This is a genomic window from Microcoleus sp. AT8-A3 (assembly GCF_036705675.1).
GTDB lineage: Bacteria > Cyanobacteriota > Cyanobacteriia > Cyanobacteriales > Microcoleaceae > Microcoleus.
Genome location: NZ_JAUBVD010000062.1, coordinates 1 through 23217, shown reverse-complemented (window position 1 = coordinate 23217; position 23217 = coordinate 1). Strand labels below are relative to the sequence as shown.

16 protein-coding genes and 1 pseudogene are annotated in these 23217 nt (G+C 45.7%); 9 read left to right on the top strand and 8 right to left on the bottom strand.

The window, feature by feature from the left end; translation table 11 throughout:
- Positions 1-33: 33 nt before the first annotated feature.
- Together QUB51_RS25450 and QUB51_RS25445 are read right to left on the bottom strand one after the other, a co-directional pair.
- Positions 34-690: a Uma2 family endonuclease gene (locus tag QUB51_RS25450; RefSeq protein WP_333056472.1), complete on the bottom strand. Its 657-nt coding sequence runs from the start codon at positions 688-690 to the stop codon at positions 34-36.
- 115 nt (positions 691-805) lie between these two features.
- On the bottom strand, positions 806-1087 hold the full coding sequence (locus QUB51_RS25445) for a helix-turn-helix transcriptional regulator (RefSeq protein ID WP_333212033.1): 282 nt from the start codon (positions 1085-1087) through the stop codon (positions 806-808).
- Positions 1088-1238: 151 nt separating this feature from the next.
- On the opposite strand from QUB51_RS25445, the gene QUB51_RS25440 reads away from it, so the two are divergent.
- Positions 1239-1649 (top strand): hypothetical protein, encoded by a 411-nt coding sequence (locus QUB51_RS25440; protein ID WP_333232281.1) that lies wholly within the window; start codon positions 1239-1241, stop codon positions 1647-1649.
- A gap of 261 nt (positions 1650-1910) precedes the next feature.
- Here the strand turns inward: QUB51_RS25440 and QUB51_RS25435 are convergent, their stop codons facing one another.
- Positions 1911-3695 (bottom strand): glycosyltransferase family 39 protein, encoded by a 1785-nt coding sequence (locus QUB51_RS25435; protein WP_333263756.1) that lies wholly within the window; start codon positions 3693-3695, stop codon positions 1911-1913.
- Between the two features lie 285 nt (positions 3696-3980).
- The gene (locus tag QUB51_RS25430) at positions 3981-5195 is read right to left on the bottom strand and encodes a glycosyltransferase (protein ID WP_333263753.1); all 1215 of its coding nucleotides are present in this window, start codon (positions 5193-5195) and stop codon (positions 3981-3983) included.
- Between the two features lie 140 nt (positions 5196-5335).
- Between QUB51_RS25430 and cofH the strand changes: the two genes are divergently transcribed.
- A complete protein-coding gene (gene cofH / locus QUB51_RS25425; protein ID WP_333263750.1) occupies positions 5336-6493 on the top strand; it encodes a 7,8-didemethyl-8-hydroxy-5-deazariboflavin synthase subunit CofH in 1158 nt (385 codons plus the stop codon).
- A 3-nt stretch (positions 6494-6496) separates the two neighbouring features.
- A complete protein-coding gene (locus QUB51_RS25420; protein ID WP_333056466.1) occupies positions 6497-7102 on the top strand; it encodes a hypothetical protein in 606 nt (201 codons plus the stop codon).
- Positions 7103-7158: 56 nt separating this feature from the next.
- Here the strand turns inward: QUB51_RS25420 and QUB51_RS25415 are convergent, their stop codons facing one another.
- Entirely contained in the window at positions 7159-7422 is a 264-nt protein-coding gene (locus QUB51_RS25415; RefSeq protein WP_333245838.1) for a hypothetical protein, read from the bottom strand.
- A gap of 239 nt (positions 7423-7661) precedes the next feature.
- Between QUB51_RS25415 and QUB51_RS25410 the strand changes: the two genes are divergently transcribed.
- On the top strand, positions 7662-7904 hold the full coding sequence (locus QUB51_RS25410) for a helix-turn-helix transcriptional regulator (RefSeq protein WP_333263747.1): 243 nt from the start codon (positions 7662-7664) through the stop codon (positions 7902-7904).
- Between the two features lie 73 nt (positions 7905-7977).
- Here the strand turns inward: QUB51_RS25410 and QUB51_RS25405 are convergent, their stop codons facing one another.
- Both QUB51_RS25405 and QUB51_RS25400 read right to left on the bottom strand, forming a co-directional pair.
- A complete protein-coding gene (locus QUB51_RS25405; protein ID WP_333232272.1) occupies positions 7978-8574 on the bottom strand; it encodes a hypothetical protein in 597 nt (198 codons plus the stop codon).
- A 283-nt stretch (positions 8575-8857) separates the two neighbouring features.
- Complete coding sequence (locus QUB51_RS25400) at positions 8858-10096, bottom strand: LL-diaminopimelate aminotransferase (RefSeq protein WP_333033869.1); 1239 nt, start codon at positions 10094-10096, stop codon at positions 8858-8860.
- A 267-nt stretch (positions 10097-10363) separates the two neighbouring features.
- Here QUB51_RS25400 and QUB51_RS25395 point away from each other — a divergent pair.
- From QUB51_RS25395 to QUB51_RS25375, 5 genes and pseudogenes are all read left to right on the top strand, one after another.
- Positions 10364-11632: pseudogene (locus QUB51_RS25395) on the top strand (RNA-guided endonuclease InsQ/TnpB family protein).
- 254 nt (positions 11633-11886) lie between these two features.
- Complete coding sequence (locus QUB51_RS25390; protein ID WP_333263744.1) at positions 11887-12978, top strand: hypothetical protein; 1092 nt, start codon at positions 11887-11889, stop codon at positions 12976-12978.
- 240 nt (positions 12979-13218) lie between these two features.
- Positions 13219-14976 carry a DUF3352 domain-containing protein gene (locus QUB51_RS25385; RefSeq protein ID WP_333056460.1) on the top strand — a complete coding sequence of 586 codons (1758 nt, stop codon included), beginning with the start codon at positions 13219-13221 and terminating at the stop codon, positions 14974-14976.
- 1220 nt (positions 14977-16196) lie between these two features.
- Positions 16197-20474, top strand: coding sequence for a CHAT domain-containing protein (locus tag QUB51_RS25380; protein ID WP_445299849.1), 4278 nt, complete (start codon positions 16197-16199; stop codon positions 20472-20474).
- 147 nt (positions 20475-20621) lie between these two features.
- Entirely contained in the window at positions 20622-22406 is a 1785-nt protein-coding gene (locus tag QUB51_RS25375; RefSeq protein ID WP_333263737.1) for a GmrSD restriction endonuclease domain-containing protein, read from the top strand.
- Positions 22407-22868: 462 nt separating this feature from the next.
- On the opposite strand, the gene QUB51_RS25370 is transcribed toward QUB51_RS25375, so the two are convergent.
- Positions 22869-23156, bottom strand: a complete 288-nt coding sequence (locus tag QUB51_RS25370) for a DUF4351 domain-containing protein (protein WP_333263735.1) — start codon at positions 23154-23156, stop codon at positions 22869-22871.
- Between the last annotated feature and the right edge of the window lie 61 nt (positions 23157-23217).

The following is a 23217-nucleotide window of genomic DNA, read 5'->3' as shown; positions in this document are numbered from 1 at the left end:
CGGCTTTACCAAATCATCGCTCTAATAATTACTTCACCTCAGACTATTTGGATCGACTCCTAACTCCCGCAATTTTTGTGCTAATCTGTTCACCTGTTCTTCAGGAGTCAGATAACGTTTTCCCTCTGCGTCGTACCAATACAGCCACTCCCTCGTCACCCCAGAATAATTTCCCCTTTCACAACCAATTCCTAAACCTATTTCGGGCATCCAAACAGGATGTCCCGACTGTAATTCATACTTCCCATTAACTAACTTATGTACTTCCAATCGGGGTTTGCGACGGCGGCGAGATGAATAGATAATGTAATAAAGCACGCCTAAATCTTGATATTCCTCCAACTTTGTGGTGTATTCCTTGCGATACTTTTTGGAAACGACTTCCAGTACCAAAGTTGGGACAACCTTTTCATCCCACAGAACGTAACTGGGACGCAATTCTTCATCGTAAAACCTTTCTACTCCTAAACTCAAGAAACCGTCGGGGACAATTGGAGCTTTTTCAGGGTGATAATAGATACCCATATCTATGCCAAAAAACCAGTCCATGCGTTCTGCCCAAAGTATGAGCAATATTGCTTTTACCAACCCCGGTATTAGTTCTTGAAGTTCGTTATCCACAGGCGTTTCGTCAGAATCTGGCAGTTCATCGGCTGAGGGCAAGTACCTCGGTAAGTTGTAATTTAACATTGCAGTTTTTCCCAAAACTTACATCAATTATAGCGTGGTTGTTTTTTGATACCAATCGCAATTTAAACCAGCAACTCACCAAAAATTGCTTGTTCTCGAATAGCCTCATAATTTTTCAAAATCTCCGACCGTCAATTTCTAGTGACTCCTCCTCATCTACTGGCCGACTGAGATAATCCGGCAACTCATCAAAAGATACCCCCACCAAACGGCAAAAATCCCTCATTTGCCGAACAGTCATCGTAGGTTCGTCTCCCTTTTCCCATCGCCGCACCGACGAAGCCGACACCCCCATCCGCACAGCCAACTCTTCTTGGCTCAAGTTAGCGTCCTCTCGCAGTCTCCGAAAAGCCAACTCATTTTCTGGTTGCCGTTGACGTTGCCTTTTTTTTACCATATTATTATAAGTATCTATTTTAAGCGCTTAATTTAAGCGGTTAAGTTCCTTGAGGTAGGCACAGCCATAGCCAAAACAGACTGCACTAAAAATCAAAGGTGCAAGTCTGTCACTTTTCTATGGGCAAACATACCCAATTTACAATACAGCCATGAACACCCCAGAAACTGCGAATGCCTGGATTATTTACCGACTGCTGCCCAACTTTCAGCGCTTACCTGTCGCGCAATTTCGCAGCCGCAGCGAAGCAGAATCTTCCCTGAAAGTCATCCGGCAAATGCTACCCAATACCGAATTAATACTTGCTTTCGAGGTTGGGCCAGAAAGTCCAACTACCGAACTCAATCAGCCCCCTGCTAAAAAGCCAAACTTGCAAACTTCAGTTAACCGAGAACTCTTGAAACTTTTCATTATCAGTTCTCGCCCTGTTGTTTCCCGCGTCATTCATTCTTTTCACCGCGATAATTTTGCCTGCGTTTCTGACTGGAGTCCGCTTGTCCCAACTCAGAATCCAGGTGAAGTGATGAGCGTCTTAATTAAACATTTGGCCGCTGACTCTTAGTTTGCCACCCCTTGATGATTCGGCGGTTGAAACCGCTCCTTGTCAAACGAAGTCTGCCTCCGCAGACTAAGAAATAAAGGGGGGTATTTAAGTCGGATTTGGTATTAGTCCTCTTTGAGAGGACTTTAGCTTTGAGGCAGGGGTTTCAACCCCTGCCGGACTGCGGTTGTAAGGCTAACTCTATATCCTCTACTTCTTGAGTCATAAATTTATCACTATCTCTCCCCAGTCATCGAACCTTAGCTGCGGGCGATCGCCAAATCAGGAACAATGATAAACTTGATATTCATACCCATCCACCGCAGGCAAATCGCGCGATTCAACCTGACATTTTTGTGCTTCTAGATTCACAGGTGCGCGAAAATTAACCAACCACAAATCTAGCGGCCGTTCTAATTGACTGAGTGTTTTGTCAAGTGTCCCTGCCGCTATTTCTGGTGCATCCCTTCTCTGATTAGCCAAAAGAAACAGCGGAGAATCAAAGGCTTTAACTTCTTCTTTCTTCCTAACATCCCTTACATCCGTTACATCCGCTACAAAATCCGTTGCCGAACTTCTTTCCCATTCCCACCCTATCCCCATCAACTCTCCTATTTCTACATGAGTATTTTGAGTAGTAGCAATTAACACGGGAACTTTCGATAATTCGCGGATAATCGGAATTAAAAGGTCTGGTTTGTAATATTTGCGATAGCCGAGATTGGAATTTACTGTGACACCGCTAAAAAAACCCATTGCTAAAATTAGCAAAACTGCTTTTTTGCCAGGAACTTCGATCGCCCGTAAATTAAACCATTGACTTTTTGCTGTAGGTGTGTTATAAATAACCGCCAAGGTTGCTCCTAAAAGCAATATCACCCCCGGAAAGTAGACGAAATTGTATCGTGCGCCGCGAGTTAGGTCAATCCCTAGAATATATGCAAAGCTGAAAAATTGGAAAATTGCTCCTAGCACAAATCCGCCGAAAATAACAGTACCTAAACGAGTATCGGGCGTTTTTAAGGAATTTTTAAGAGCGCCTCGCAGCAGGGGAAGCACTAATATAAAAAATATTGTCATGGCGATCGCCGATACAACTACTACTGCCAAATTTGGCGATTCCACCGGCAGCAGAGACATGACAGTGATCCATCCAGCTAAAGCTTGAAAAATCGGATTAACCCAACTTAAAAATGTGCGATCGCCGCTGACAATCCAATTAGTTAGTTCGCTGCCGTACTTGTTTGACAAAAATACCGGCAACCACACTAAACCCCCTGCTAAAGTGCCCACGGCTACTGCGAAAAACCGCCACAAGATTTGAAATTGCCAAATATTGGGCTGCTGGCTGTTGGAAATTGGCAACTTTCCATGAAACTGCTGCCAGATTACAGCAATTAATGCTATTGCTTCGGCACACAAAGTAAGTGCAAAAAAGTAGTGAGCCGCAATCCCTAAACAGTTAACAACTACCCACAGCAGCATCGCCCAAATAGGCAGGGGAGCGCGCTGTTGCAGCTTTTTTGCAGCTAAGGTGAGGCAAAAAAGAGAGGCAATAACTAATAAGATTCCTAAAGTGTAATGGCGAGCTTCTTGAGCGAGATAAATGCCGTAGGGAGAAACTGCCATCATCGCGGCCGCACATTGACCGACTAAACGCGAAGTAAAAGCAAACTTGCCCAAAAAGTAAATAGCGGGAACTGAAATCACGCCCAATAAAGCAGGAAGAGCTCGCCCAATCCAAACTAAACTATCCTCGGAAGGCCCAAACAGTCGCATCCACCAGTGGGCAAGCATAAAATACACTGGTGGATGGTTGCTTTCTAGCAGCAAATTGCGGAGCACGTCGGCGGTGTCAGCATCGGAACCTAATTGTAGCGGTTGTAATAATGTAGAAAGGTCGATCGCGCGATCGAGCGGCACACCGCGAAAACTGTTGCCCAAACTAAATACTAGAGTCGAAAACTCGTCTGTCCATAGCGGTTTCGAGTCCAAATTGGCAAAGCGCAAAATCAAGGCGATCGCCGTCCACAGAAATAGCAACAACAGTTGTTTGTTCTTAATCATTAATTCAGTCAATCGATTTTAGATTTTAGATTTTAGATTTTAGATTTTAGACTTCGGCGTGCAGTTCGACAAGCTCACCGTCCGCGCTAGAGGAGAACGATTTTAGATTTTAGAATTGAAGCATTGAAGCATTGACTTGCGCGAGATAAATCCGGGGGCTTGTATCCTAGATGCTTTCGGTCATTCAAAGGCATAGGGCAGGAGACCAATTTGTCATTAGCCATCAGTCATTTTATCCATTATCAATTACCAATTACCCATTTCGCATTACCCATTTCCCATTACCTACTTCACGTCCGTCACCCGCCAACTCAACTTCATATTGATCCAGAAATTCCACAGAGTCACAGTTGCGATCGCAATCAACTTAGCCAAATATTCGTTTACCTTAAAAACATTAAACAGCACATTCACCAGCAGCACATTTATCATCAAGCCAATCAAACAAATCACATTAAATTTCAACAGCCGTTTCAAGCGCTGGCGCTTTCCCTGCTGCCGCTTAGAAATATCACCAAAAGTCCATAAATCGTTCCACAAAAAATTATTGAAAATTGCCACTTCAGCAGAAAAAATTGCACTGCGAGTCAGCCCCAAACCGAGGACAGTCCGCAGCAAGTAAAAAACTCCCATATCCACAAACACGCCGCTGAAACCAACCACGCCAAACCGCAGGAATCTGCCCATCGGCCAGCGGGCAAAGCGCAACCGAAGCAAATGTTGCAAATACTCAATATACTGTTTCCAGGTAACTTTGCTCTCCCCTTCTTGCCGCTCGTGAAACACGTAACCAACTTCTCCAATCCAGCGGATATCGCCTCTGCCGAGCACTTCAATCAATATTTTGTAGCCAGCAGGATTCATGGTTTTGCCGGCTATGCAACAGCGCCGCACCATAAAATACCCGCTCATCGGATCGGAAACTCGGCCCACCACTCCCGGCAGGATCACTAACCCCACGGTTTGAGCGCCCCGCGATAAAAATCGCCTGACAACGCTCCAGTCGCTCACCCCGCCCTCGCCCACGTGACGGCTCGCAGCGGCCAAATCTGCTCCCCGCTGAATTTCTGCTAAAAGCTGCAACAGCGTTTCCGGGGGATGCTGCAAGTCGGCATCGATGACGCCCAAAACCTCGCCCCTAGCCGCCTGCCACCCGCGAATCACCGCTGTGGAAAGTCCCCGCTCGTCTTCCCGGCGCATCACCCGCAATTGCGGATATTCCGGTGTCAGGGAAAGGGCGACTTCCCAAGTGCGATCGGGGCTGTCGTCATCGACTACAATTAATTCGTAGTTGCCGGGAATGATGCCATCGAGCAATTGGCTCAATTTTTCCACAATACTCTGGATATTCCTGCACTCGTTGTAGGTGGGAATGACGAGGGAAAAATAAATTTCCGCTGTGCGTGCATCTGTAAAAGTTGAACCGAAAGTCTGTATAGCAGGAATTTGCAAGGGCCCCGACGGCACTGGCAATACCTGATTTGGTTGGTAGCTGCCCATAATTTCAGTGTTCAGAAAGTCAAGGATAGTTTGGTAGAACTTGAGATTGTAAAATATCGTTCCTCCATAATTGATTAGTTAAAATATAAAAACGCCTTAATTCTAGTCAGTAATTCTGTAATTGAGTTAAAAAGAAAACTGTGGATGCAATTCTCGATCGAGCTTTACAAGGTTATAACATCTCTTCTGCAGAAGCATTGGTACTTTTGCAGCAAACAGAGCCAGACGCGCGAGCTTCTATTCAAACAACCGCTGACTTGCTCCGGCGCCGACAATCAGGGGATACTGTCACCTACGTTATCAATCGGAATATTAATTTTACTAACATTTGCGAGCAGCATTGCAGTTTTTGTGCATTCCGCCGCGACGAGGGAGATGAGGGCGCTTTTTGGTTAGATGCAGCTCAAATTCAGGAAAAGGCAACTGATGCAGTGCAGCGGGGTGCGACGGAAATTTGTATGCAGGGCGGCTTAAATCTTCAAGCTAAGCTCAACGGCGCATTTTTACCTTATTATCTGCAATTGGTGAAAACTATTAAGGATAAGTTTCCTCAGTTGCACTTGCACGCTTTTTCGCCCCAAGAAATAGAATTTATTGCCAGAGAAGATAATCTTAGTTTCAGCTATGTAATTTCGGCTTTGCAGGATGCGGGAGTTGGTTCGATGCCGGGAACCGCGGCAGAAGTTCTCGACGATGCTGTGCGGCGGGTGATTTGCCCGGAAAAACTAAATTCGGCAACTTGGCTAGAAATTGTGGGAACTGCTCACCGTCTGGGTTTGCCGACAACGAGTACAATGCTTTGCGGGCATATTGAGACAGCCGAACAGCAGGTTTTGCATTTAGAAAAAGTGCGATCGCTCCAACAAACTGCGATCGACCAAAACTATCCAGCACGCATCACAGAATTTATTTTACTACCCTTTGTTGGACAGGAAGCACCGGCACCTTTGCGGAGTCGAGTCGGCCGCGACCAACCAATTTTAGCAGATACATTGTTACTCACCGCAGTATCGAGAATCTTCTTGGGAAATTTGATTCCCAATCATCAACCGAGTTGGGTAAAATTAGGTTTAGATGGAGCTACAGAAGCGCTGAAATGGGGCTGCAACGACATCGGCGGTACATTGATGGAAGAACACATTACAACGATGGCTGGTGCGGTTGGCGGCAGTTGTCAGTCTGTGGAAGATTTGCAAAATGCGATTAGTTCTTTGGGGCGGAGTTATCAGCAAAGAGATACAATTTATCGACCTTTAGGGGTTGACAATTTGGCAGTAATAAGTAGTAGGATAAATTGAGCGATGTCTTACAGCGAGTTCACCTCAATTATCAAAGTTAAACAAGCCTTTGGATTAACAACTGTAGAAGGCCCGCGATTTCTACCGCAAATAACTCCGATCGCTCCGAGTGCAACCCTGACAGATTTTTTGGCAAATAGTTTACCCGTAGCTGTGGCCACAGGTAGCGAAAAAGCTCGATCGGAAATGATTATTACTCCGGTACTGCTGGAAGTCAGGAAGATTTTGCAGCAGAATATTAGCTTGTTTTCGGGGGAAGACTTTACGGTTGATTACGAAACTGGACTAAACGGGATTTGTGATTATTTGATTAGTCGTTCTCCAGAAATGTTGGAGATTGAAGCACCCGCAGTGGCGGTTGTTGAGGCTAAAAAAGCCGATTTGAAGACAGGAATTGGACAGTGCGTTGCAGAAATGGTGGCAATGCAGAAGTTTAATGAAGCGAAGGAAAAACCAATTTCAGTTATTTATGGCAGTGTCAGTAACGGCACGCAGTGGCGATTTCTTAAACTAGAGGAAAAAATTGTATCGATCGATCTTAATGACTATGCCTTGCCTCCGGTGGACGAAATTTTGGGAATGCTAGTTTGGATGGTACGAGATGGCTGAATAACCGCGATCGCACTTTTGACTCAGTTGCTAAAGTGCGATCGCACATTTAGACTTCATTGCAACCGGATTAATTTGACTAACAGACTCATGATTTCTCCCCGATCGGGTGTAATAATGATGCGATTGTCGGGAATGGCGATGGGATGAGTCCAACGAACAGCTTCCTCGTAGCGCAATGCGTGCAGTTGGTGGATAGTTCGGCGTACCCCCAGCGGCGAACCGATGATGACGTGACGGACTGCTTCGCGATCGCCCTCAAAGGTTTGGTTGGTTAAAACATTCGGCGATGTTTGGTTCGATGATGAATCTTGCAACATAGCTTTGACCAATAATTTTGGATAGGTTTGATGCTTTGTAATGGTAAAACCGCGTACAATTTCTAATGAAAGAAAAGACCGCTATTCCCGTAAATCACAATTTGTTAAAACAATACTATCTGATGTTTCTGTATTTGCCTAGAGCAAATCAATTTAGGGTAAGCGTAAATCAATTTAGGGCAAGCGTAAATCAATTTATGGTAAGCGTAAATCAATTTACGGTCAGGGTCAATTAGCTTATGGAAATGTTTAAAAAATTCGAGCGATCGCCCCTAATGCGACTGAGAGTTCAGCGGTTTATGACTCAAAAACAGCTAGGAAAAGCACTTGGAGTTACGGAAATGACGGTAAGCAACTGGGAATCCGGGCGATCTGTACCGAAGCTAACGCCTGTTCAATACAAGAAGTTGCTAGAGATTCTGCAAATTACCTCTGCTGAATTACCAGACCAATTTGGTTTTCCTAGCGATGCTGATGGATAGAAAATGGAATATTATAATCGAGGCGTTTTAAATTTTAAACCAAAAATGGTGAAAGTTAATCTACTCAAAATTACTAGATAATAAAACTAACTAAAATTCCCAAAATTTCATCAACTGGCGGCAGCGAGTATTCTCTCAAACCAATGGTAACAGTTTGCTCTTCTAATTTGATAAATTTCCACAAGTTCCCGGTCGTAACGCAACCATAGAGCTTGTTTACAAAGTAGCCGTTTTTTTCATTGAAACGCTGAGCCGCAATCATTTCAGCAACACATTGTCCAAGTCCGCCGTTGATGTCTTCTTTTTTAGCTTCCACCACAATCATAGCAGGAGCTTCGATAAAAAGTTGTTCGGGTGATTTGCTGATGAGGAAATCGCAGACACCGTTAAGTCCCACAGATTGATCTACAGTAAATTCATTCCCAGAAAAAAGACTGATTTGCTGATGAAAAATATCTTTTAATTCTAAAAGAATCGGACATATAATCATTTCAGAACGAGCTTTTTCCGTATTCAGTGCTAGGGCAAGAGGCAGGCGTTTTTCGATGAACTCAGCTAGGGCTGGACTCGGCTGAATCGGGGGCGCAGAAACAATAAAAGTAGGTACTTCTATTAGGGTGAGCTGAAAGTCTTGTTTGACTTTTTTGAGGGTGAATTCGCTATAGGACATTGCTGTTCCACGCTCTGAATAAAGTGGTCTGGCTTAGATTATAACTCACATCTTTTACTATTTTCATGAACAGGCTTTCCGGCCTGTTCCACAACATATTAAATTAATGCTCTTTCGCTGAATCCGGCAGTCCGCCAGGGGTTGAAACCCCTGTCTCAAAGCTAAAGTCCTCGCTATGAGGACTGAAGAACTCATTAGTCCTCATAGCGAGGACTTTAGCTATTAGCCAGGGAATTGATTCCCTGGCGGCCTGGGGGCTTTTCGGTTTAAGCAGGAGAGGAGATTAAACCTTAAACTTCTCCACAATCCGTCTCATCGCTTCTTCCACATTCTCCCGACTATTAAACGCCGAAATGCGGAAATAACCCTCACCCGCCGCACCAAAACCAGAACCCGGAGTTCCCACCACATTGCAAGTTTCCAGCAACTTCTGAAAGAAATCCCAACTCGACAAACCGTGAGGCGTTTTCACCCACACATAAGGTGCATTTTCGCCACCAAAAACCTCGATTCCCGCCGCTGTCAATTTCTCGCGAATAATCGCAGCATTTTCCATGTAAAAATTGACTAATGCCTGAATCTGTGCCTTGCCAGCCTCTGAATAAACCGCCTCAGCACCGCGCTGCACAATGTAAGAAACACCGTTAAACTTAGTAGATTGGCGGCGGTTCCACAATTTCCAAATTTCCACATCGGAACCATCTGCTGCTTTTCCAGTCAAAGTCTTCGGTACAACTGTTAGCGCACAGCGAGTACCCGTAAAACCAGCATTTTTGGAAAAAGAACGAAATTCGATCGCACAATCCCGCGCCCCTTCAATTTCGTAGATAGAATGGGGTAAACTCGGATCGGTAATATACGCTTCGTAAGCCGCATCGAAGAAAATAATCGAACCGTTAGCTTTAGCATAATTTACCCAAGCTTGCAAGTGTTCCTTGGTTGCAGTTGCCCCCGTCGGGTTATTCGGGAAACACAAGTAAATTAAATCGACTTTTTTGTCCGTGGGAATTTCCGCAGTAAAATTGTTTTCCGCTGTAATTGGCAGGTAAACTAAGCCGCCGTATTCGCCATTTTCGTTCGCATCTCCCGTGTGCCCAGCCATCACGTTAGTGTCTACATACACCGGATAAACAGGATCGGTAACTGCGATCGTGTTATTGTTGCCAAAAATATCGAGAATATTGCCGCAATCGCACTTAGAACCATCAGAAATAAAGATTTCCGAAGCATCAACATCGCATCCCCGCGACTTGAAATCGTGCTCGGCAATTTTCTCCCGCAGCCACTCATAACCTTGTTCCGGGCCGTATCCTTTAAAGGTATCCCGCGAACCCATTTCTTCCACCGCCGCCACCATCGCCTCCCGACAAGCAGCCGGTAGCGGTTCAGTCACGTCGCCAATCCCCAGCCGGATGATGGGCGCTTCGGGATTAGCCTCTGCATAGGCTTTCACCCTGCGCCCAATTTCGGGAAACAGGTAGCCAGCTTTGAGTTTGAGGTAGTTGTCGTTGATAGTTGCCATAGTTCGATCGCTACAGAATGTCGTAGAATAGCTTATACCATTTTAGATTTTAGATTTTAGATTTTAGATTTGAAGAATTGAAGAATTGAAAAACTGGGAATGACTGATGACTATGGGGGTTGGCAGCTTGCAGGCAGTTGCATTCTGTTTTGAAATTGGTATTGTAAAACTTTATTGAGTTTGTAAGCAATTATAGACAACAATGGTATTATATTGCTAGTGGTGCTAAGCAAGGAATAAGTACAACTCAAAAAATGGAAGTCTCAAATGCAGCTAGCAGAAAGGCACATCATTAAATCAACAGAATCTCGTTTTGCCGAAATTGACCAACTAGCCTTCAAATCCAAGAATCTGTACAATGTCGCTAACTACGTCATTCGTCAGAATTTTATTTATGGATGGGGCTACACCAATTACAACGAGATGAATCGATTGATGAAGTTTCACGAAGCATACAAAGCTTTACCCGCTAAAGTAAGCCAGCAAATATTAATAATGCTAGATAAAAATTGGAAGTCGTTTTTTGAAGCTGCTAAAGCTTACAAAGTTGACCATTCCAAATTTACTGGTAGCCCAAAATTACCAAAATACAAAGATAAGCTTAAAGGTCGAAATCTTCTCGTCTACACGATTCAGGCGATTAGTAGCAAGCAGTTGAGAAACGGAATCATCAAATTTTCCGGCACTGAACTCTCAATTAAAACTAGAGTCAGCCCTGACAGAATTTGTCAAGTTAGGTTGGTTCCAAAATGCGATTCTTATGTAATTGAGGTAATTTATGATGAACCGGAGTCCACCCTTGGCGATGCTAATTCTGTAGCTAGTATTGATTTGGGACTGGATAATTTAGTGGCGCTAACTTCAAATCAACCGGGTTTTGTCCCACTGTTGATTAACGGGCGACCACTAAAATCAATCAATCAGTTCTACAACAAACGCAAAGCAACATTACAATCCCAATTAAAAGGGAATCGCAAAACTTCACATCGAATTCAACAGCTAACTCGCTGTCGCAATCAGAAAGTAGACAATTACTTGCACCATACCAGCCGTCTAATTGTTGATATCTTGATGTGCAAGCAAATTGGGACGCTAGTAATCGGCAAAAATGCACAGTGGAAAACCGATATCAATCTCGGAAAGCAGACTAACCAAAACTTGGTCAGTATTCCTCACGCTCGATTGATTGAGATGCTGGAATAGAAAGCTTTCTTGGTGGGAATCAAGGTAATTGTGCAGGAGGAATCTTTCACTTCCAAAGCCAACTTTCTAGGTTTAGATCCAATTCCTGTTTACGGGGAAACGAAAACAGAGCCTGTTTTTACTGGCAAACGGATTAAGCGAGGTTTGTACAAAACATCGACTGGTCAGTTGATCAATTCTGACGTAAATGGTGCTTACAACATCCTCAGAAAAGCAATCCCAAATGCGTTTAGCGATGGGATAGGGAGCTGCGTAGTTCAGCCGAGGCGGGTTAATCCGCTCGAAGTAAAACGGAAAGGGGAGGGGCTGATGCCTCCCATGTCATTGCAATAAATGACTATAGTTTTACTAGCTATTACTACTAATCGTCTTTCTCAAGCAAAAGGAAGTTCGGCAACAAATTTTATCAGGGATTTAACGGATTTAACGGATGGATATTGAGGAGCGAGGGAAGATTTTCCCCGTTCGGACACTCGAACACTCGGCAAATCCGCCATCACAGGCAATCTGCAGAGTCGCTCACAGCTATTGACAAAAAAATCAAACTATCTTGTATAATCAGAATAGCGTGCAGTGCAGAAGCAATTATGGATGAGATCGAGTATGCCAAACTCTATCAGGAACTGGCGGCAATTCTGAATGAGTTTAATTTGGGTTGGGTAGTTCAACAAGTAGCGGATACTGTAGAGATAGGCAAAGTAATTGAAGAGCGATCGCTCAAAAGAAAAACACCTCTGCTCAAGATAGAAGATTATACCGCAAAAGAACAACTTTTGCTGTTAATTAATGCTGTTGAACAAGCGACGGTCAACACTTCCGAAATGGAAGACGAAATTGCTTATTTCTTGAAAGTAGAATCAGAAACCTCTCCCCTCGGCACAAAAATTACCTTTGCCAATTCAGGTGGCGAAACTGCCAAAACAATCGAGTTTACCTCCAGCGTCACAGCCCCCCGTCACAAACAGGCGATCGCCCTCAAGCACTTGCTGGAAAAACTGCCCTCCGGGCCCAGCAACTACGCCATCAATTCCGAAATTAAAAGCAAATTAAAAAGCTCGATCGATCCAGATTTTAACACAGCAGCAGAACAAGCCAGAATTTTTGACACTTACCTCTTCACAATCTTGCTAAAAGCAGTTGCTAATGAAGGCGGTACTATTTATTACAACAATGTTTTAGACGACGAAACACCGAAATATTTAACATTTAGAAAAACAGCGGGAAAAATCCACGGAACTGCACATCCCTATACTCATGCTGTGGTGGAATTTCCCGACAAACCAGCCCTGGAAGTTCACCTAGGAGTAAAAGTCCAAGGTAGAGCCGGAGTTCTGCACAACTGCAACGTGTTAATTTTGTACCAAAAAGAAGCAAATATCTGTCGATTGCTCAACCGCGAACCCCGGCACTCGCAGGTAATTTTAGCAGTAAAATCGGAACACAGCACTTCAGAACTTCAACTAGAAATGGCCGGTGCTTTTATCGGCTTAGCGTCAGATATTCGCTACGAAGGTGGCAGCTATTTCATTTCTAACAGTTACTCCCAACCCATAGCAAAACTGCTAACTACCGCGCGCAAAAAATGGGAACACAACATTTTTCCGAGAGCCACAAACGATGTCCACCGAATGATGTACTCGTTTCAAACTATCTTTAAAGACTTTAAAGCCAGAAACTGATTCAATTAATCAGGACTAAGGCAAACTGTCACAAAAGTCTTGCTACATTTTTTGTGTTAGGTTTCGTTTCACGAGCCTAACCTACTGTCTGATTCAAGTAAGGAATGTTTTTCTGGTTGTTTCCGGAGGGGTAAATTCGAGTTTCCTAAATTTGCCCGGTTAAATGTATCTGCTAATGTATCTGCTACATGAGCCAAGAAAATAATCTATCATGTTGCGAGCACCCGAACCTTACGAATAATGTTTAAGAAAGATAAATCTTCCCTGCTGTTTACGATCGGAGCCGCCACACTTCTGATCGGTTTAGGCTTTGTCACCTACTACCTCGTCATTTCCCGTGGGCCCGCCAAAGATTTGCCGCCGGGGGCAACGGTTGTCCCGCAAGATACGATGATGGCCCTATCCATCAGCACCGATGAATCGCAGTGGAATAGACTGCGAGAATTTGGCACGCCGGAGTCAAAAGCTTCGTTTGAGAGGTTTTTAACTCAAATGCGCGATCGCCTGCTCACAAGCAACGGCTACGCCTACGGGCAAGACATTCAACCCTGGGTTGGTAACACAGCAATGGTAGCCTTTCTCCGCAACAAAATAGCTATACCAGCCCCCTCGCCGGCACCCAACACGCCCCCATCTCCGCCAATTCAACAGTCAGTGGCAATTATCCTGCCAATTGCCAACCCAGTCAAAGCCAAAGAATTATTAGCAAAACCCAGACCCCTTAGCCAAGGAAAAATTGTTGAGCGTAATTATAAAGGGGTGCAAGTCACAGAAACTCAAGGCGTACCCGATCGCAATTTCTCAGTCGCGGTACTCGGCACAAGGTATCTAGCAGTCACCACAGATCCTAGCGCTACAGACAGAATAATCGACACCTACAAAGGCGAACCTTCCCTAGCAAAAACCCCTGGCTATGCAGACGCCATAGACAAAATAAAAAGTCCGGGAGCCTTCGGTCAAATCTACGTCAATATGCCCGTTGCCGCCGCCTATGCCGCCGCCAACTCAGCCCGCGAAATTTCGCCAGAAAGCCTCGAAAAACTGCAACAAAATCAGGGATTTGCCACCACAGCGACGCTGGAAGAAGAAGGAATTGCCTTCAAATCAGTCTCTTGGCTAAAACCCGATTCTACCAGAAGGATAGCAGTAGAAAACAATGCTCTAAAAATGGTTAACCGCCTGCCAAACAATACAATAATGATGGTATCCGGCGGCAACTTGCAGCGTTTGTGGCAAGACTACGTATTGGGAGCCGAGGCCAACCCGATTTCCCCGATTAATCCCCAAGTTTTACGCACAGGTTTAAAATCCACTACGGGCCTGGATTTAGATAAAGACTTGATGAACTGGATGGCGGGAGAATTTTCTCTATCATTAATACCGGCGCCCGCCCAGAATCCCAGAGACAAATTTGCTGCCGGATTTGTATTTATGGTGGAAACAAACAACCAGGGGGCTGCGAACAAATCCCTGAAACAGCTTGATGAAACGATGAAAACTAAAGGATTTAGAGTGGAGGAAATTCAAGTCGGCGGCAAACCGGGGATTAAATGGACATCGCCGTTTGGAGGGATTACGGTAACTCGCGGCTGGATGAACAATGTAGCGTTTATGACAGTAGGAGCTCCCGTGGTTGATGCGATCGTTCCGGAACCGAAAAGTCCGCTTTTAAGCAGCGAACTGTTCCAGAAAACAGTCCGATCGCAACTTACACCCCACAACGGCAATTTCTTCATCGACACCGAGAGTGCGTTTAACCCGAAAAACCTAGCTTTGCCGGAGTTTCCTCCCAGCCAAAAAATGTGGATTGACGCCACGCGGTCGATCGGCGTTACAGCGGCCGTCATTGGCGATCGTACCACCCGTTATGACGCTTTTGTCGGTCTCAAAAAATCCACCCAATCCACTCCTTCACCGGGCCTTGCTTCACCGCGCCCTGCTTCACCGCGCCCTGCTTCACCCAGTCCCTCGCCCACTGTCCAAACTTCACCCAATTAACTCTTAAATCCTGCCACAAATCCGCCTGCACACCCCCTTAACCACCAACAGGGCGATCGATTAAAATCCAAAACCCGCCGATATAAATCGGCAATAATCGAGTTGACTATAAAAGGGAAGTAGAGCCGGATTTAAGGAGTTTTACTTCACAAAACCTCACACAAAACAACCAAAAACCCGGTTTTTTATTTAAATAAACCGGGTTTCTGAATACTCTAACAATTTGACTTACTGAAGAAGAATTCAGAAGTCAGCAGCCTGAATCTCGAAGATATTCTGTGCGAAAGGATCGAGAATCGAGGCTTAAGCCCCCCGATTTTAATGGTGGGTCACAAAAAATCACTTCCGTGACCGTTAACACTCACTTCAGGCATGGGGTATTCTGAATTCTGAATTCTGTCTTCTGACCCTTCTCATTTCTTATTTTCATAATTTTAATTTTCGGCAAGTGTAGACTTTTTTTGTATAAAATAAAAATTTTTGGGATGTTTCCGAGTCAGTCTTGGACGCAGAAACCTAGTTTTTGAAGCCCGATACTTCCTTCAGACTCTCAATAATAGTTAAAAAACCAGGTTTCTACGGGTGGGAGTGCCTCTATGAAGGCCGTTTTTGTTTTTTTTTATTAATATGTCATGCGGAAGATACAGAGCCTAGGCATTTCGAGTTATATTTAGATTGTGGAGAAGATACGCTGAGAAAATTGCAAAAGCAGAGGCCAATTCTACCCATTGACTCCTGAATGCACTTGCAGTCAGCAACCCGGTTGCTTCATAAATATAGCGTCTTCAACCGTTCCGAAAAACCTATGCAGATATTGGCCTTCCTAGTCAGCACCTGTACAAAATCGGAACCCGCAGTCAAGCATCTTAACTGACTACGTTCATCTGGTCACGACACCGTGATGTAAACGCCAGCATTATGCACTGTCGAAGGCGATTAAGGAACGAGTGAACAGGTTGATAGCCAAGCGTATCGCTTTCCTAAGCAGGGAACGTGAACCTTTACCAGGCAAACCTTACTTAGCAATAAGACTTACAGAATAGCTCACAAATACCACCTCTGAAAATGAGGGGTAGATTTCCAATCTTCTACGCACATTGACCAGACACAGCACAGATGTGGAGATATTTAGTGACACAGCCGTAAACCCAAGTTTTTTCTACAAAGTCGGTTTTTTTACCTAATTTCTGTGATTTATATATTTTACCCATTAAAAACCTATGAAAAGCGTCAAAAATATTCAAAAAACGTCTAAATCCCTATCTAAAGCAAGAATAAGCAAACTGGCACTTGCTCTGCAAATAGTCTTAATAAATCTTTACTTTGTGCAAGCAAAAGCTGAAGGTCAAACAATTGTGCCAGCGGCGGACGCAACGGGTACTACCGTGACTCCCGCAGCGCAAAACGGAACTCCTGGGCAGCCAACTCGCTTCGATATTGAAGGCGGACAATTATCGAGCGATCGACAAAATCTTTTCCACAGCTTTACAGAATTCGGCTTGTCGGAAAATCAGATTGCCAACTTTATATCAAACCCCAACATTCGCAACATTTTAGCGGGCATAGGCGGCGGCAACCCCTCGATTATTAACGGCTTAATTCAAGTAACCGGCGGCAATTCTAACTTGTTTCTAATGAATCCATCCGGCATCATATTTGGCAACAGTGCCAGCTTAAACGTGCCGGCTTCTTTCACAGCAACCACCGCCACCGCTATTGGATTTGGTTCAAACTCGTTTAACGCTGTCGGTAGTAGCACTTACACATCTCTGACAGGCGTGCCCAATTCCTTTGCTTTTGGGGCCGATCGAGCAGGGGCAATTATCAACACAGCCGACTTAGCAGTCAAATCAGGGCAGAACTTAACCTTGCTAGGCGGCACCGTTGTCAGCACAGGCAGCCTTTCGGCCCCAGACGGTCAACTTACCGTAGCATCAGTCTCCGGGACAAATTTAGTGCGCGTCAGCCAGCGAGGCAATTTGCTGAGTTTGGAAATCGAGCCGCCCTCAGCGACGAGCCCAGGAACAGCGCCAACAGCTTCGACATTCTCGATCGCAACCTTGCCCGAACTCCTCACAGGCATCGGTGAAACGAACGCTACAGGCCTCAGCGTCAATGCCAACGGTGAAGTGGTACTCACGGCCTCTAACCGAGCAGTAGCTGCGGGGGACGTGGCACTAAAAGATGCAAACGCTCGGGCGATCGAAATTCAAGCAGCCAACAGCATTGCAGTCAGCGGAAACCTGACAAGTTCCCAAGGCGGCCCAATCGCCCTAGAAGCTAGGGGTGATATTAGCACTGTCGATATCAACTCCAACTCCGACACCACCGCAGGCGGCAACATCACCGTCACCAGCCGTACAGGAAAAGTAGAAACAGGCAATATCAACGCAAGGTCGATCGACAAAAACAGCAACGCCGGAGACGTTAGTATTGCAGCACCCTCAAGCAGCATTCAAACAGGTTTCATAGACGCCAACTCCGAAGAAAAACAAGGTGGCGAAGTCACCCTCAACGCGCGCAACGATATCGAAGTAACCCATATCAACACCGAAGGTAGAACAGGCGGAGGAAAGATTGACATTACAGCCGGCGGCAATTTCCGAGCGACAGGCACTTTCACAAACGATAACAACTGCTTGTCGCAAGCTTGCAGCATTTCCGCATCCACGACAGGTAGCGCCAATGGTGGAGATATCACCATTCGCCACGGTGGCGAAGCCTCGAACACTCTTTTCACCATCGGGCCAGACTATAACAGAGTCAACGGTACTGCTGGCAGCATTGCCACCGGCGGTCCAAAGAAGGAAAATGTGATTACAAAGGGAGGTTATTTCAGCCCCAACCCTCAGATAGTACAGCCGACACAAATTAACATTACGGCTTCTTCAGTATCGCCAGCACCAACACCCGCACCAACACCCGCACCAACACCCGCAGCGACACCCGCACCAACACCCGCACCCGCAGCGACACCAACACCCGCACCAACACCCGCACCAACACCCGCACCCGCAGCGACACCAACACCCGCACCAACACCCGCACAAACACCCGCACCCGCAGCGACACCCGCACCCGCACCAGCAGCGACACCCGCACCCGCACCAGCACCAGCACCCGCACCAGCACCAGCACCAGCACCCGCACCAGCACCAGCACCAGCACCAGCACCAGCACCAGCACCAGCACCAGCACCAGCACCAGCCCCAGCACCCGCACCCGCACCAGCACCAGCACCCGCACCCGCACCAGCACCAGCCCCAGCACCAGCCCCAGCCCCAGCACCAGCACCAGCACCAGCACCCGCACCCGCGCCCTTACCCGCGCCGACTCCCCCGCGAGCATCCCTACCAGCACCAGCACCCGCCCCAGCACCCGCACCCGCGCCAGCACCCGCGCCCGCACCAGCACCCGCGCCAGCACCCGCGCCCGCACCAGCACCAGCACCCGCCCCAGCACCCGCGCCAGCACCCGCACCCGCGCCAGCACCCGCGCCCGCACCAGCACCCGCACCAGCACCCGCCCCAGCACCCGCACCCGCACAAACATTAACGCCAGCACCCGCGCCAGCGCCAGCGCCCGCACCAGCACCAGCACCCGCGCCCGCACCCGCGCCCGCACAAACATTAACGCCGACGCCAGCACCGGTCTCAAATCTGCCACCAGCACCGATAATTACTCAAAATCCAGCACCAGTCCCAAATTTGCCGATCGCACCGACAATTACTCAAAATCCAGCACCGGTCTCAAATCTGCCACCAGCACCGACAATTACTCAAAATCCAGCACCAGTCCCAAATCTGCCACCAGCACCGATAATTACTCAAAATCCAGCACCGGTCTCAAATTTGCCACCAGCACCGATAATTACTCAAAATCCAGCACCGGTCTCAACTCTGCCACCAGCACCGACAATTACTCAAAATCCAGCACCGGTATCAAATGTGCCACCAGCACCGACAATTACTCAAAATCCAGCACCGGTCTCAACTCTGCCACCAGCACCGACAATTACTCAAAATCCAGTGGTTGCGCCTGCTGCTGCGCCCATAAATCTCGCGCCGACACCGGAGATCGCAGCCAACCAGCCACCCAGCACAAATCGTTTATTTTCGCCTAGCTTGCAAGAGCAAAACCAGATATCTAATTCCTTGCAACAGCGCATTTCACCTCCCGCGTTTGGGAATCTTGAAGCTTCCAAGTTGCCCACTAACGTCGGCGCTGTTATTTTTCCCGTGGAGGAGAGATTTACCAGTGAGTTTGTCGATTACCTAAATTTGCCATCAACAAATACGATCGCCACCCTAGAAGATGCTCAAAATACCCTCCGCGGCGTCCAACAAGCCACAGGCATCAAACCAGCTCTCATTTATATCAGCTTTGTACCCAGGGGCTCTACAGTCGATCGGCCTTACAGCAGTTCCCCCGTTTTGCGCGTAGAACAGCAAATTCAAGCCTCTGACGAACTGGAAATGATGGTGATCGCCCCGGAAGGCGTGCCCGTTCGCCAGCGCATCTCTGGAACCTCTCGCGCCCAGGTAATGCAAGCTATGGAGAGATTTCGGGCTGAACTGACTAATCCGGTAAAGCGCAATACTAAAAGTTATTTGCCCTTGGCTCAGCAGCTCTACCAGTGGATAGTAGCGCCGCTCGAAGCAGAACTGCAAGCCAAAGGCATTGAGAATTTATCTTTTATCTCAGATATGGGGTTGCGATCGATACCGATGGGCGCCCTGCACGACGGCAAAGGCTTTCTGGTAGAGCGTTACAGTGTTGGATCGATGCCGAGTCTCAGTTTGACGGATACCAGCCCCGCCAATTTCAAAAATACCCAAGTTCTGGCAATGGGGGCGTCGCAATTTCCAGAGATGAGTCCTTTGCCTGCGGTGGAAATAGAAGTATCGACAATCACGCCGCAGCAGTGGCCCGGCAAGTCTTTCTTGAACGAAGCTTTCACCCTGGCCAATTTAAAATCGCAGCGCCAGCAGTATCCTTTTGGGATGATTCACTTGGCTACCCACGCCGAATTTCGATCGGGAGAGCCCAGCCAATCCTTTATTCAGTTGTGGGATACTAAATTGCGTTTGGATCAGTTGCGGCAAATGGGATGGCACAGCCCGCAAGTTGAAATGTTAGTTTTGAGTGCTTGCAAGACTGCTGTGGGCGATCGAGAGGCCGAGTTGGGCTTTGGCGGGTTAGCCGTGCAAGCCGGGGTTAAATCGGCTATGGCGACTCTTTGGTATGTCAGCGACGAGGGCAGTTTAGGATTAATGGCGGAGTTTTACGGGCAGTTAAAAACTGCTCCGATTAAAGCAGAAGCACTGCGGCAAGCGCAATTAGCGATGTTGCGCCAAGAGGTGCGAATTGAAGGGGGGATGCTGCACACTTCTGTTGGCAATCTGCCGTTACCTCCGGAATTGGCAAACACGACGAGTCAGAATTTCTCTCATCCTTATTATTGGTCTGCTTTTAGAATGATTGGTAATCCTTGGTGAGAAGAGAGGACTTACGCAGAACCTCTATTATCTGTAGGGTGTGCAGTGCACACCTTACAGATAGGCAATCCTTGGTAACAAGAGTTGTTTGAGTCGATCAATAGTATTATACTATTATCAAAATCTTGACTTAAAGGGAGCATAAGTATGAGCATTGTTCCACCACGCGGAATGGCAGTCACTGAGGCTTATCGGCTCTATCGGTCAGGTAACTTATTGGTAAACAGAAAGTATCAAAGAAAATTAATTTGGTCAGTTGACGAAAAAGAAAAACTGATTGGAAGCATTTTAAAGGGATATCCAATTCCTTTGATTCTACTAGCTGAACGTCCTCAAGTTCATGGAAGTGGAAAGTATGAGATCATAGATGGTATGCAGCGACTTAATGCTATTTGTGGTTTCATTGAAAATTTATTTGCATTTAAGGGCAGGTATTTCGATCTTAACGAGTTCTCCTATGCCAACCAATTAGCTGATGAGAAGGTATTTGAATTTGAAGAAAATTTTGATAAATTAGATAGAAAAGAATGTGCAGATATTTTAGATTATCAGCTTGCAGTAACCATTTACACTGCAATGGATGAAAGCGACATAACAGAGGTTTTTGGCAGAATAAATTCCGGTGGTAAGCATTTAAGCAATCAAGAGAGACGACAAGCAGGTGTAACGACATCATTCGCAGAAGTGGTTCGTACAATTGCTATGCAGTTGCGGGGGGATGATACTCGGAAAACGCTTCACCTATTTGATATGCCCCAGGTTAGTATTGATTCCAAACAGAATAATCAAGGTTATGGGATTCAAGCAGAAGACACTTTGTGGTGCAAGCAAGGAATCCTTAGTATACCTGACCTGCGTGATAGTAAAGATGAAGATATGATAGCAGATATTGCAGCATCTATATTACTTAATGAACCCCTACAAAGAAGCAGAGAGCGGCTAGATAGTCTGTATGATGAAGAGAGCCAGGACTTCCAGTTAATAGAGAAGAGTCTTGCAACCTATGGCTCCAAAAAACTAGAAGAAGAGATTGTAAAAACCTTCTCCATTCTGGGAGAAACTATTGAAACATATAGCTCAGATAATAAGTGTTTACGAAATATCGTAAACCCAGGCATTAATAATCCAATACCGCAGGCTTTCTATACAATATTCATGGCTTTTTTTGAATTAATAATTGATTCAGAACTTCTACCTGCCAACCCTAAAAAGATTATGCAAGCACTCAAAAAGCTTCAGCAGAAGTTAGAGTTAAGCAAGCGATATGCAGAGATAGAGGATCGTATTAATAATATTAATCAAACTAAGGGACTCATACAAAACTGCTTCGCGAAGAAAAAAGATAAATCCACTCTAGGACAAGGTGCTGAGTTGATACAAACATTCAAAAATTCTTTAAGTCGTTCTCGTATTGAAACTACAAAGTACGAGTGCAAGCAAGGTTTGATGGATCTGTCATCAACAAATAGAAAGCTAAATCATGATTTGCTCCAGAGACTTGTTGAAACAATTTGCGGAATTGCCAACTCCGATCCAGACACTGATGGATATATTTTCCTGGGAGTGGCTGATAAAAAGCAAGACGCAGAAAAAATTAAAAATTTAGATGGGATTAATCCTATTGAAATCAATGATAGATATGTTGTAGGAATTGATAGAGAAGCTAGGGTTTCAGGTAAAACGCTAGAGGATTATGTTGGGATATTAATCAATACAATACGTAAATCCGATTTGACTGACACCTTAAAAAGTCAAGTTCTGATGAAAATTGATACTATAGATTTCAAGGGATTATCGGTGATAAGAATTAATGTTCCATCTCAAAAACAGGTTTCCTTTGTAGGTGAAAAAGCTTTTATTAGGGAGGACTCTTCAACTGTAGAAGCTAAAGGGCGAAAACTCGTTGCTGTTTCCCACGTTTTCCAAAAGTAGTTTACGAAGAGAGGGCATGAGATAGTATCGAATCTTTAGCATAACGCCAGTTTATCTAGAGAGTGAAAGCCTTAAGTATCCTTACTGTAGCAGTACACAATCCCACTTAAAAAGCTTGAGAACACAGGGTTTCGGCGTACTCCATCTTTCTGAGAAAGGCTATATGCTGGACTACCCTTGATTGCTTTTTTGAAATTTACTAAAACTTTTAAAGATGTAAATTGCTTTACAGCAGCTTTACGGAAATTTGAGAAAGTTCGATCGCCCAAAACATCTTCCACCATCATCAATCCGCTTCTAATCCGCCGGAATCATCCCCGATCGCACCCTGAACATCCTCTCAGCAACGGCGGATGCACCAAAAGAACCCTAAAACCCAGGAAATAGAGGGGGGGTACGTTTGATGTGTTGGTGCGCGTAAATGGCGCGATCGCCCCCTCAAGTGCAATTCCTAACCTCGTATCAATCTCCCTGCGGCAAATTCTCCAGCCAAACCTCTAAATCCTCGATCGACTGAAAATCTAACAATTCCTCTGCTAGAGTTTCAATTTGCTCGATCGACAAATCAGCAATTCTAGTCGTGATAGATTCCGGTAATGTTCCAACTCGCCGATTTAACAGACGGCGATTTAACAGACGTAAAATCAAGGCTCTTCCTTCTTGTTCGCGACCTTGAACAATGCCTTGCACAATGCCTTGTTCAATGCCTTGTTCAATGCCTTCTTCCTTAGCTTCCCAGGGTAAACGCATCTTAATTTCAACCTCAAACATGATAAGATGAAGTGTTTAGCTAAATCAAGTGCGTAATTGA